The sequence below is a fragment of the Salmonella sp. SAL03688 genome (assembly GCF_046551895.1).
GTDB classification, from domain to species: Bacteria; Pseudomonadota; Gammaproteobacteria; order Enterobacterales; family Enterobacteriaceae; genus Salmonella; species Salmonella enterica.
In genome coordinates this window covers 17,863-30,270 of record NZ_JBGDVI010000002.1, presented here as the reverse complement: position 1 = coordinate 30,270, position 12,408 = coordinate 17,863, and the positions used below count along the sequence as shown (strand labels likewise).

13 protein-coding genes are annotated in these 12,408 nt (G+C 53.0%); 5 read left to right on the top strand and 8 right to left on the bottom strand.

Features of this window, described 5'->3' with window-relative positions:
* Positions 1-6: 6 nt before the first annotated feature.
* A complete protein-coding gene (gene epd, locus ACLJR2_RS01970) occupies positions 7-1,053 on the bottom strand; it encodes an erythrose-4-phosphate dehydrogenase (protein WP_000218338.1) in 1,047 nt (348 codons plus the stop codon).
* A gap of 373 nt (positions 1,054-1,426) precedes the next feature.
* On the opposite strand from epd, the gene ACLJR2_RS01965 reads away from it, so the two are divergent.
* From ACLJR2_RS01965 to ACLJR2_RS01945, 5 genes are read left to right on the top strand one after another with little or no spacing between them, the layout of a single operon-like run.
* Positions 1,427-1,852, top strand: a complete 426-nt coding sequence (locus ACLJR2_RS01965) for a PPC domain-containing DNA-binding protein (protein ID WP_000218566.1) — start codon at positions 1,427-1,429, stop codon at positions 1,850-1,852.
* A gap of 25 nt (positions 1,853-1,877) precedes the next feature.
* On the top strand, positions 1,878-2,456 hold the full coding sequence (locus tag ACLJR2_RS01960; protein ID WP_000124001.1) for an ECF transporter S component: 579 nt from the start codon (positions 1,878-1,880) through the stop codon (positions 2,454-2,456).
* Positions 2,457-3,164: an energy-coupling factor transporter transmembrane component T gene (locus ACLJR2_RS01955; protein ID WP_000553280.1), complete on the top strand. Its 708-nt coding sequence runs from the start codon at positions 2,457-2,459 to the stop codon at positions 3,162-3,164. It begins immediately after the preceding gene.
* A complete protein-coding gene (locus ACLJR2_RS01950) occupies positions 3,152-3,829 on the top strand; it encodes an ABC transporter ATP-binding protein (RefSeq protein WP_001534176.1) in 678 nt (225 codons plus the stop codon). Before ACLJR2_RS01955 ends, ACLJR2_RS01950 begins: the two co-directional genes overlap by 13 nt.
* A complete protein-coding gene (locus ACLJR2_RS01945; RefSeq protein ID WP_000956937.1) occupies positions 3,823-4,512 on the top strand; it encodes an energy-coupling factor ABC transporter ATP-binding protein in 690 nt (229 codons plus the stop codon). Before ACLJR2_RS01950 ends, ACLJR2_RS01945 begins: the two co-directional genes overlap by 7 nt.
* Here ACLJR2_RS01945 and ACLJR2_RS01940 read toward each other — a convergent pair.
* The 7 genes from ACLJR2_RS01940 to tkt all read right to left on the bottom strand — a co-directional run bounded on the left by ACLJR2_RS01940 (position 4,481) and on the right by tkt (position 12,341).
* Complete coding sequence (locus ACLJR2_RS01940; protein ID WP_000684839.1) at positions 4,481-5,197, bottom strand: nucleoside/nucleotide kinase family protein; 717 nt, start codon at positions 5,195-5,197, stop codon at positions 4,481-4,483. The genes ACLJR2_RS01945 and ACLJR2_RS01940 overlap by 32 nt on opposite strands.
* Entirely contained in the window at positions 5,194-5,703 is a 510-nt protein-coding gene (locus ACLJR2_RS01935) for an MltR family transcriptional regulator (protein WP_001534165.1), read from the bottom strand. The genes ACLJR2_RS01940 and ACLJR2_RS01935 overlap by 4 nt, the downstream gene beginning before the upstream one ends.
* 213 nt (positions 5,704-5,916) lie before the next feature.
* Positions 5,917-6,888 (bottom strand): class II fructose-bisphosphatase, encoded by a 972-nt coding sequence (gene glpX, locus ACLJR2_RS01930; protein ID WP_001534136.1) that lies wholly within the window; start codon positions 6,886-6,888, stop codon positions 5,917-5,919.
* Positions 6,885-8,159 (bottom strand): zinc-binding dehydrogenase, encoded by a 1,275-nt coding sequence (locus tag ACLJR2_RS01925; protein ID WP_000853174.1) that lies wholly within the window; start codon positions 8,157-8,159, stop codon positions 6,885-6,887. The genes glpX and ACLJR2_RS01925 overlap by 4 nt, the downstream gene beginning before the upstream one ends.
* Positions 8,160-8,182: 23 nt before the next feature.
* On the bottom strand, positions 8,183-9,562 hold the full coding sequence (locus ACLJR2_RS01920; protein WP_000400413.1) for a PTS mannitol transporter subunit IICB: 1,380 nt from the start codon (positions 9,560-9,562) through the stop codon (positions 8,183-8,185).
* A 27-nt stretch (positions 9,563-9,589) separates the two neighbouring features.
* Positions 9,590-10,033 carry a PTS mannitol transporter subunit IIA gene (cmtB, locus tag ACLJR2_RS01915; protein WP_001534154.1) on the bottom strand — a complete coding sequence of 148 codons (444 nt, stop codon included), beginning with the start codon at positions 10,031-10,033 and terminating at the stop codon, positions 9,590-9,592.
* Positions 10,034-10,349: 316 nt separating this feature from the next.
* Positions 10,350-12,341 (bottom strand): transketolase, encoded by a 1,992-nt coding sequence (tkt, locus tag ACLJR2_RS01910; RefSeq protein WP_000098656.1) that lies wholly within the window; start codon positions 12,339-12,341, stop codon positions 10,350-10,352.
* Positions 12,342-12,408 lie beyond the last annotated feature (67 nt).

Genomic DNA, 12,408 nt, shown 5'->3' with positions numbered 1-12,408 from the left:
TGATGCTTAAAGTTTTGTCGACGCTGACGCGTCGAGCCTGAAACCAACTGCGGCCATCGCTAACGTGGTGTCGAGCATCCGGTTAGCAAAGCCCCATTCATTATCGCACCAGACCAGCGTCTTGATCAGGTGGGCGCCACTGACCCGGGTTTGCGTGCCATCAACAATGGCGCTGTGCGGGTCGTGGTTAAAATCTATCGAGACCAACGGTGATTCCGTATAGTCAACTATACCATGAAATGCACCTTGTGCTGCTTTTTGCAGCAACTGGTTGACTTCACTGGCTTTTACTGGTTTTTTCACCGTTACGCTTAAATCGATCGCCGTCACATTAATGGTTGGAACGCGCACCGCAATCGCCTCAAAACGGTCGTTAAACTGCGGGAATATACGCGTAATGCCTGCCGCCAGTTTTGTATCTACCGGGATAATCGACTGGCTGGCCGCGCGCGTGCGCCGTAGATCGGAGTGATACGCGTCGATCACCTGCTGATCGTTCATCGCGGAGTGGATCGTCGTGACGGTACCAGACTCGATGCCGTAAGCATCATCCAACAATTTAATGACGGGAATTATGCAATTCGTGGTACAGGACGCGTTTGAGACAATACGATGTTCCGCACGCAGTTGGTTCTGGTTCACGCCAAAAACGACGGTGGCGTCAAGATCGTTGCTGCCCGGATGAGAAAAGAGCACTTTCTTCGCGCCAGCGGCAATATGCGCCTCGCCATGCTCCCGGTTGCCATATACGCCCGTACAATCCAACACGACATCCACGCCCAGTTCGCGCCACGGCAGATCCGCCAGCGTTCGTTCATGCAGAATACGAATGACATCGTCGCCGACAAAAAGCTGCTCGCGCTCGTGGCGAACCTCCCATGCAAAACGCCCGTGGCTGGTATCGTATTTCAACAAATGCGCCATGCCTGCGGCATCCGCCAGCTCGTTGATGGCCACCACGGTAATTTCCGCCCGACGTCCGGATTCATACAAAGCACGAACCACGTTACGCCCGATGCGACCAAAGCCATTAATCGCTATGCGTACGGTCATAGGTCTCCTGCAAGGCTATCCCGATTCAGATGAGGCTGACAGAGTAATGCAGCTCATCGTCGAGTAAAACCTCACCTGTCGCAAACTGCGACTGATTGGTTAATTGTCGAACATTTAATTAACTGAAACGCTTCAGCTAGAATAAGCGAAACGGGGAATAAAAGGAATGTTTGTCCAGTCGAAGAAGACAGTTATCTGACCTGCATCACATTTCATGGCCGCTTACGCTGCAATTTATTCCATATTTAAGAATCACCAGTACATCCGTCAGATCTTTTCATCGTCGCGTCACAAATACTGATTTATATCAGAAAGCGCTGTCGCCAGCGTCTATATTATCAGCGCCACGTCCGAGTCTCGGAGTCCTGTAACGATGACTGTATCTCACCACAATGCCTCTACAGCGCGCTTTTACGCGCTTCGTCTGCTTCCCGGCCAGGAAGTGTTTTCCCAATTACACGCCTTTGTGCAACAGAACCAATTACATGCCGCCTGGATTGCAGGGTGTACCGGCAGTCTGACCGACGTTGCGCTGCGTTATGCCGGGCAAGAAGCGACCACATCGCTCACCGGCACGTTTGAAGTTATCTCGCTAAACGGCACGCTTGAATTGACCGGCGAGCATCTGCATCTCGCGGTATCGGATCCCTACGGGGCCATGCTCGGCGGCCATATGATGCCAGGGTGTACCGTGCGTACCACGCTGGAGCTGGTTATCGGCGAGCTGCCAGCGCTGACGTTCAGCCGTCAACCGTGCACCATTTCCGGTTATGACGAACTGCATATTTCTTCCCGTTAATTGACGACTCTTTAAGAGGTACTTTATGGCGCGTCGCCCGTTTTCCAGCCAGTCTCTGGTGCTGATTGTCATCGCTATTGCCATCAATATGATTGGCGGACAGCTTATTAGCATGTTGAAGCTGCCTATTTTTCTCGACTCGATCGGCACCTTAATTAGCGCGGTACTGTTAGGGCCGTTCATCGGCATGTTGACTGGGCTTCTGACCAACTTGCTGTGGGGGCTGCTTACCGACCCTATCGCTGCCGCGTTTGCCCCGGTAGCGATGGTTATCGGTCTGGTCGCCGGGTGGCTGGCGCGCGCAGGCTGGTTTCGTACCCTGCCCAAAGTGATCGTCAGCGGGGTCGTCATTACGTTGGCGGTGACGCTGGTCGCCGTACCGCTTCGTACCGCGCTTTTTGGCGGCGTTACCGGTAGCGGCGCTGATTTGTTCGTCGCCTGGATGCATTCAATGGGCCAAAACCTGGTGGAGTCAGTCGCGATTACCGTCATAGGCGCTAATCTGGTCGATAAAATTCTGACGGCGATCATCGTTTGGGTGCTGCTGCGTCAGCTACCGTTACGTACGACACGGCATTTTCCTGCGATGTCAGCTGTACGCTAAATGCATCCGTTTACCTCGTTAACCTTATGGGCGCTGGCGGCCTGCACCACGCTGCTACTCCCTGTGCAGACCGTGCTCCCGGTTTATAGCGCGGCGGCCTTCCTCTGTCTGCTGGCGCTGAAATCAACGCGGCGGCGGGCGAAGTATGTCGCCTGGCTGATGCTGTCTTTAGGGTTTGGGCTATGGCTGGTACATGGCGGTTGGCTAACGGAATGGATAAGCGGGCAGCCTCGCGATCCGCAGCGCTGGATATATGCCGTTACGCTATGGCTACGCCTGCTGGCGATCGTGTCGACGTCGCAGCTATGGATGCAGTATGTGCCGGTTCAGCGATTTATTCGCGCCCTGTTCGCTTCACGTTTGCCGCCCGGCATCGCTTACCTGTTCGCTGGCCCACTGCTGGTCGTCGAACAGCTCAAACGACAACTGACGATCGTTCATGAAGCCCAGCGCGCGCGCGGCGTACCGCTGGATGAAGGCTGGTATCAGCGGCTACGGGCGATGCCTGCGCTGATCGTGCCGCTTACGCAAAATGCGCTTAACGATCTGACAATACGCGGCGCGGCGTTGGATATGCGGGGGTTTCGGCTGCATCGAGCCCGAACCACGCTGTGGGCACCGAAAGATAGCGTGTTACAACGGGTTGCGCGGTATGGCATGGTACTGCTAATACTGGCGGAAGCGGGAGTATGGATATGGTTACGTTAGAGCAGTTTCGTTATCTTCCGTCCGATGCGACACGCCCGCCGGCATGTTTTGATTTCCACTATTCAACACCCGGAATAGTGGCGATAGTCGGCGATAACGGCAGCGGAAAAAGTACGCTGGCGCAACTGATGGCTGGCTGGTATCCGGATTATCTCCCCGGCGATATTGACGGCACAGGCTTACTGCTTGGCGTCCCTATCGGGCAGCTCCCGCTGGTAGAACAGTCGCCCACCATCCAGCTGGTGCAGCAATCGCCATATTTACAGCTTTCCGGCTGTACCTTTAGCGTAGAGGAAGAGGTGGCGTTTGGCCCGGAGAATCTCGGCCTCCATGAAGCGGAGATTCTACGGCGCATTGACGAGGCGCTGACCCTGACAAACTGCCAGTCGTTACGCCATCGCCATCCCGGCACGCTCTCCGGCGGCGAAACGCAGCGGGTAGTGATTGCCAGCGCGCTTGCCATGCAGCCCAGGCTATTAGTTCTTGATGAAGCCTTCAGTCGGCTGACGTCAGCGGCCACCGGGACACTGCTGGAACGGTTACAACAGTGGGCGCTGGAACGTCATTCTCTCATTGTGCTTTTTGAACGTAATCACTTTCCTTTTCTGACGCGATGCCAGCGGGTATGGCAATTGCGCGACGGAGCGCTAACCCCATTATGTTGACGTTAAATCAGGTCACTTATCGCTGGCCGGATGCCGCAGCCGACTGTCTGCACGCCATCTCGCTTGAACTTCGTGACGGCGAATGGCTGGCGTTGACCGGCGATAACGGCGCGGGAAAATCAACGCTGTTACGGATTATGGCCGGCCTGCTTTCCCCCACTTCCGGCTCGGTAACGCTTAATGGAGAGCCGATTGCGCAGCTTAAAAATCGTCAACGCGCCGCCGCTATCGGCGTACTCTTTCAGGAAGCGGAAAACCAGATTTTCCACAGCAATGTCGCACAAGAGGTCGCTTTTGGGCTGAAACTACAACGCTTATCGGCGGAGGAAATTTCACGGCGCACGCAGGCCGCGCTGCGGTTATGCCAGCTAACGGACGTCGCCGAGGCACACCCGCTTGATCTGCACGCCGCGCAGCGCCGGATGGTGGCGGTCGCCAGTCTGGAGGCGATGGCGCCGCCGGTGTTATTGCTGGATGAACCCAGCCGGGATTTTGACGCCCACTGGCTAACCGTATTTGAACACTGGCTGGCGACATGCCGGGCACGGGGAACCAGCGTCGTGGCGATTAGCCATGACGCTGCGTTTACCCGGCGTCATTTTTCACGGGTGGTACGGCTGCATAATGGCGCGATAACACCGCGTAACATCATTAAGGACACGCCATCCGATATTCGCCCGTAGAGGTCATTTCCAGCATGAGATCGGCTGGCAGGCTACTTTCCAGCACCCGGCGCACATTTGGGCCGTCGGTGCGTTCATAAAAGGTTTCCGCCTCCGCCTGTGATAATCCTCCCGCCAGTTTACGTCCAATCAACCGGGCGCGTAAGGTTTCCGCCGGGGCGCGAATAAATAATGAGAAATCGCAAAACTCCGCTAACGCGCGCCATCTCTCGTCATCCCGCAGGAGCCAGTTTCCTTCCACAATCACGATCGGCGCCGTGACCACAACAGCGTGTTCCACCGGGTCGTGCCGCTGTCGGTCGTACTGCGGCCAGGTCGCTTCGCCAGCCCGCACCAGACGCAGATTTTCCGCCAGCTTATCAACGTCAAAGGTTTCCGGCGCGCCTTTACAGGCACGTAAATGATGCGCCTCCAGCCAGCGGTTATAGTAATGAAAGCCATCCATGGGAAGCGTTTGAATTTCCGGCAGGCCAGCATCCTGACGAGAGAGATATTCCCAGAAGGTGGTCAGCGTGGATTTGCCTGTGCCGGGCGGCGCGCTAAGAAAAACGATGGTACGGCGCTCAGGTTTAGCGGCATGTATTTTAGCCAGTTGTTGCAGTAAGGGCTTGTGAACCTTCTCTATTTCATCATCATGATAATGTGCTTCAACGTGCAGCCCATTAACCGTTAATGCGATTTTCACGGCGTTAATTCCTTTAAAATTGTCGTTACCGCCAGCGCCATCGCCGTTTTGACCATACCGGTAAAGCGCACCTCAGACCACGCGGCGAAGTCGGCAAACTTCATCGACTCCAGCGCGCCATATAAGGGCGCATTACGGGTAATACAGTTAACGTTACTGATAAAGTCCCAGGTAATGTCGTCGGCAAAACCGGGAATCGCGTCCTGTTCATGCAGGTACTGATAAAACTGAGAAAAATGGGTGATGTCAGCGTAGAGCCATTTATCCATTTTCCCCAGCGCATAAATCAGACGTAATGCAACGTCGATATCGTCAAGCGGCCCGCTTTGGGCGAGTAACGGCTTCACTGCATATTCCACAATTTCTTCATCATTATCGACAAATAGCGACGGCAGAAAGCGCTTAATGCCCTGGAGCAAAATTTTATGTGCCGTCGTCATAAACGAAAGTAAATTATTTTGAGCATCCAGTTGCTCAAGCACATCGTCTTCTGTCAGCGTCGTCATTTGTGTCCCGATATACTCATCGTCTTTCAAGCTACAGGTGGGCGTGGACTTGCCACCGTCCTTCATCCTGAAAAGCCCAGAGTATATACCCTAAATAATTCGAGTTGCAGACAAGCGGCAAGAGAGAGAACCACCAGGAGCTTACATGAGTAAGTGACTGGTGTGAACGCGCGTCGCCAACGTACTTGCAACGTGAAGAATGACGGGGATAAGTCACCATGAATGCAGAGAGTCTATAATATTACACGTTCGATCTGCGCTACCGATCAGTAAAGTTTGCGTGCGCACACCGTTCGCAACCCGTTGGATCCCGTTAACCAGATCGCCGCCCGTAACGCCCGTCGCGCTAAAGAGAATGTCATTACCGGCAGCCAGCTCGTCAAGGGAGTAGACGCGGTTAACCGCAACGCCCATTTCTTCGCAGCGTTGACGCTCCTGTTGCGCCACCAGGCGGTTGTCAGCGTTGTCCCCTTTCGCTTCACAAAAGTCGAGCAGCTCCGCCTGCATATCACCGCCCAGCGCTTTTACCGCACAGGCGGAAATTACGCCTTCAGGCGCGCCGCCAATGGTATACATCAGATCATAAGGGTTATCCTGCAAACAGGTCAGGACACTGGCCGCCACATCACCATCGGGGAGAGCGAATACCTTAACCCCAAGTTGCGTCGCCTGTGTAATGGCCGGTTTCAGCCGCGGTTTATCTAACGTGACCATACGCAGATCCTCCAGCGGTTTATTTAGCGCCCTGGCGACATTTCGCAGGTTATCGGTTAACGATAACGCCAGATTGATCACGCCTTTCGCCTGCCGATTTACAACCAGCTTTTTCATATACATATCGGGCGCATGTAACAAGCTGCCCCGGGACGCAAACGCCATGACGGCCAGCGCATTACTTTGTCCCATGGCGACCATTCGGGTGCCTTCTATAGGATCGACGGCGATATCCACCTCCGGCCCCTCGCCGTTACCCACCTCCTCGCCAATCCACAGCATGGGCGCATGATCGATTTCCCCCTCGCCGATGACGATCCGCCCACGGATGGCGATATCATTCAATGCCTGTCGCATCGCGGTAACAGCCAGCCCATCAATTCTGTTCTTATCGCCGCATCCGGTTTGCGGCCAGGCAGCCAGTGCTGCCTGCTCCGTAATGCGAAATAGCGGCCATGCCAGAGACATCATGCCGCCTCCCCGATATCCACGCCAAATTGCGCCAGCAGGTATCTTTCCGCTTTTTCGTTCCAGATGCCGTGCGTCTCTTCAACCAGACGCGCCAGCTCCCTGAACAACGGATCCGTTTTTCCTTTTTCGGCGAAATCAGTAATCGCCGTCAGCGGCATGGTGACGCCGTTATAGATAAGCTTCTTACCGCCGGGAATATCCGGCAGGTTGAGTACGGTGTCCGGTACTGCATCCAGCCCACCAATATGCGTCACCATGAATGAAGGTTGGAGCTGTCCTGTTGCGCTTAACGTAATAGCCTCTTTCATATCATCCGTGGAGCCGCCGGATGTCCCTACGACATGGGTACTGTTGTAATGCACATTGTAAAAATTAAACGGCACCTTGAACTGGCTATCTGTCGGCCCGGCAAAGAAATTCAGGCAACCGTCTTCGGCGAGAAGATCGTCAGCCATTTCAACGACGGACGGAACGGCGGCATAAACAAAGACATCATCAAATCCTGCGCCATCGGTTAATGTCCGAAGTTGCGCAGCAGGATCAACCATGCCCGCGGTATTCACATAGATAAGCTCAATGCCTTTCTCGGCGGCCTGTTTGACCGGCAGCAGTTTTTTCGCCTGCGCCAGGCGGGCTTCATCGATATCTACCACCACAACTCGCGCCGGCTGGATCCCGCCGTTAATGGCATAATCAATCGCGCCAATGCCCATCGGTCCGGCACAGGCCAGGAGCGCGATATTACCGCCGGGTTTGACTCCCATCCGATGTTCATAAACATAAGGTGTTGTATGGTAATTGGCGTTATAAGCGCCAATAATGCAGCACATCGGTTCCGCCAGCGATGCCGCGGCAAAATATGAGCCGTGATACGGTAAAACACAGCCCAGATTAATCGCTACTTCCGGGATTATCATGTACGTGGCGTTACCTCCAAAATATTCGTAACTGTAGCCAGCAGAATAACCGCTCGGCAGGCCCATCGCCGGTTGTAAAACAAAACGCTGTCCTTTTTTATATTTATCAGTCAGATTTTTTCCTACTTCGACAATAATTCCGGCACATTCATGACCCGTAATGACTGGATGATTTTCCAGGTCATCTGGCACTCGTTTATGTTCACTACCTAATAAAGCGGCTTTCCAGGTAGAGAGACATACGCTGTCGGAAATTACGCTTACGAGCAGTTCATTCTCCGTAATGTCAGGTAATTCAAACTCACGGATACGGACATCCCGCTTGCCATATATAGCAGCTACTTTCGTTTTCATATTTACTCCAGAAACCTGAAATATTAATTCGATGTCAAATGGTTAAATAAATCATCAAGACACGGATCGCCAATATAGTTTTTAATAAGTATTAAGGGCTTATCGCTGACTCGCTTAACCCGTCCTTCAAGGCTGGCGTGGGTAACGATAATATCGGCATCATCCGGTACATTTTCGATAGCGTAATGTTTAACGTCGATAGTCAGGCCCGCCTTTTCCAGACGTCGGCGGAACGTTGTGGCGCCCATTGCGCTGGAGCCCATCCCCGCATCGCAGACAAAGGCGATACGTTTCACGTCGCGATATGAAAAATTGCCTTCTTGCTTCATGGCTTTCACCGCTTTAGCGGAATCACTAAAAGTATCTTCGCTGTCGGCTTCGCTACTTTTTTCCATTTTCAAAATGAAAGCGGTGATAATAAAGGTCACTGCCGTTCCCGCCGTTACGCCAGCAATCGTAGCAAGGAAAGAACCTTTCGGCGTCAGCGCCAGGTAAGCGAAAATTGAACCCGGACTTGGCCCTGCAACCAGGCCGCCATCCAGCAGGTTAAACACCCATGTTCCGCTCATCCCGCCGGCGATCATGGCGATGAGTGTTAATGGCTTCATCAACACATAGGGGAAATAGAGCTCATGAATCCCACCGAGGAAATGGATAATCATGGCGCCAGGCGCAGATTTCTTTGCCATTCCTTTGCCGAATAGCGTAAAGGCAAGCAGCAAACCTAAGCCAGGCCCCGGGTTAGAGGCCACCATAAAGAAAATGGACTTTCCGGTTTCCGACGCCTGTTGCATTCCCAACGGATAATAAACGCCCTGATCGATGGCATTGTTCAAAAAGAGGATTTTTGCCGGTTCATTGATTAAAGACAGCAGCGGCAGATAGCCCGCATGTACCAATGATTCAATACACTCCTTCACAAAGTTATTGGCAATAAGTACCGCCGGACCAATCACTTCAAAACCCAGCAGGCACAAAATCATCCCGGCGATACCCAGCGAGAAGTTATTAATCACCATCTCAAAACCGGCGGGAATCCGCTTTTCCAGCAATCGATCAATATATTTAATGACCAGACCGCCGAGAGGCCCCATAATCATTGAGCCAAGAAACATGGGGATATCAGCGCCGATGATAACGCCAATGGTGCCAATTCCCCCCATCACGGCGCCACGCTTTCCACCGACCAGATGTCCACCGGTAGAACCAATCATTACCGGCAGTAAATAAGTAATCATTGGGCCGACAATTTTGGCGAAATGCTCATTTGGCATCCACCCGGTTGGAATAAATAATGCAGTGATAAAACCCCAGGCAATAAAAGCGCCGATATTGGGAATGACCATCGCGGTCAAAAAGCCCCCAAAAGCCTGGACCTTTGCACGAGCAGACTTGTGTTCCATATTAATATCCTGTAAAGGAGAGAATAATTATGCGCGAGCTATAATATCCGCCAGCTCTTTTTCTGATTTCGCAGCTAATAACGCCGCTAAAACATCCTCTTCACATAATAGTTCGCTTAACGCCTGGATAGCGCCAATATGTGAATCTGAATCTGCTGCTGACAGGCCGATTAATAATTTTATGCCGTCATCCTCGTCGGTAAACTGCACATTCTGCCTGAGCAATGTTAATGACATCCCGGTTTTTAACGCGCCGCATTCGGGGCGAGCATGAGGCATCGCGACACCAGGTGCCAGAATATAGTAAGGACCATTACTGATTGTTGAATCTTTGATAGCCTGAATATAATTTTCATTTATATAACGATTAGCCAAAAGAGATGACATGGAAAAATCAACAGCTTTCTGCCAATTTTGTGCCAATGGCCTTATTGTAATAGATGCTTCAGGAAAATAATCTATTAACCGCATAAACTATCCTTATTTTATTTTTAGGGTACAACTTGTCGTTAAAAATAAAATACGCGGGCGGCAAAATGAAATCAATCCAGGCGAAAAAGCGAGCGCTTAAAATGACATAATTATAATTCATCTGCAAAACAATTAGTTATAGCCATAAAAATAAAAAGCAATCTTTATTTTGTGATATGCATTACAAATACAATAAATAACATAATATCAAAATTGTAATGAAAATCACAAATAAAACCTTGTTAGCGGCAAAATAAATGTATCTAAAAATAAAAAACGGGTCGCCGAAGCGACCCGTTTTATGCCGTATTAAGGATTACAGCAGCGCTTTCGCTTTGGCGATCACGTTGTCCACCGTGAAGCCAAACTCTTCAAACAGCAGCTCTGCCGGGGCGGATTCACCGAAGGTGGTCATCCCGACAATAGCGCCGTTCAGGCCGACGTATTTGAACCAGTAGTCAGCGATACCCGCTTCAATCGCCACACGCGCAGAGACCGCTTTCGGCAGCACGGATTCACGGTAGGCCGCATCCTGCTTGTCGAATGCGTCGGTGGACGGCATGGAAACCACGCGCGCCTTCACGCCTTCGGCAGTCAGTTTTTCGTAAGCGGCAACCGCCAGCTCAACCTCTGAACCGGTCGCAATGAAGATAATCTGCGGCTGGCCCACACAATCTTTCAGTACGTAACCACCGCGGGCGATATTCGCCAGTTGCTCTTCAGTACGTTCCTGCTGCGCCAGGTTCTGACGGGAGAGGATCAGCGCGGTTGGGCCATCCTGACGCTCTACGCCATATTTCCACGCCACCGCGGATTCCACCTGGTCGCACGGACGCCATGTGGACATGTTCGGCGTTACGCGCAGGCTTGCCACCTGCTCGACCGGCTGGTGCGTCGGGCCATCTTCGCCCAGACCGATGGAGTCGTGGGTGTACACCATCACCTGACGTTGTTTCATCAACGCTGCCATACGCACTGCGTTACGGGCATATTCGACGAACATCAGGAAGGTGGAGGTGTACGGCAGGAAACCGCCGTGCAGGGCGATACCGTTGGCGATAGCGGTCATACCGAATTCGCGCACGCCGTAGTGAATGTAGTTCCCCGCTGCGTCTTCGTTGATAGCCTTAGAACCGGACCACAGGGTCAGGTTAGACGGTGCCAGGTCTGCAGAGCCGCCAAGGAATTCCGGCAACAGCGGACCGAAGGCTTCGATGGCATTCTGGGACGCTTTACGGCTGGCGATTTTGGACGGGTTAGCCTGCAGTTTAGCGATGAACTCACTCGCTTTCGCATCGAAGTCAGCCGGCATGTCGCCTTTCATACGACGGGTGAATTCAGCAGCTTCCTGCGGGAAGGCTTTCTCATAAGCCGCGAATTTCTCATTCCATGCAGACTCTTTCGCCTGGCCGGCTTCTTTCGCATCCCACTGGGCGTAGATTTCAGACGGGATTTCGAACGGCGCGTATTTCCAGCCCAACTGTTCGCGGGTCAGCGCGATTTCCGCGTCGCCCAGCGGCGCGCCGTGGGAATCGTGGGTACCCTGTTTGTTCGGCGAACCGAAGCCGATGATGGTTTTGCACATCAGCAGGGACGGTTTGTCAGTCACGGCGCGAGCTTCTTCCGTGGCGCGTTTAATGGCGTCGGCATCGTGACCGTCAATGCCACGGATAACGTGCCAGCCGTAGGCTTCAAAACGTTTCGCGGTGTCATCGGTGAACCAGCCTTCAACGTGACCATCGATAGAGATACCGTTGTCATCATAGAACGCGATCAGTTTGCCCAGTTTCAGAGTACCAGCCAGAGAGCACACTTCGTGAGAAATGCCTTCCATCATGCAGCCGTCGCCCATAAAGACGTAGGTGAAGTGGTCAACGATGTCGTGGCCAGGACGGTTAAACTGCGCCGCCAGAGTTTTCTCGGCAATCGCCATCCCGACGGCGTTGGCAATACCCTGACCCAGCGGGCCAGTAGTGGTTTCAACACCAGCGGTGTAGCCCACTTCCGGGTGACCAGGGGTTTTTGAATGTAGCTGACGGAAATTCTGCAGTTCGGACATCGGCAGGTCATAACCGGTGAGGTGCAGCAGGCTGTAAATCAGCATTGAGCCGTGGCCATTGGACAGCACGAAGCGGTCGCGGTCGGCCCAGGACGGGTTGGTCGGGTTGTGGTTCAGGAAATCACGCCACAGGACTTCGGCAATGTCAGCCATACCCATCGGGGCACCCGGGTGACCGGATTTGGCTTTCTGTACTGCGTCCATGCTCAGCGCACGAATAGCATTGGCAAGCTCTTTACGTGAGGACATTTTGACTCCAGATCGGATGTTGAAAGGCCATGCCCGTAACGACTTGACGACAGCGCGTTTTGGGCTA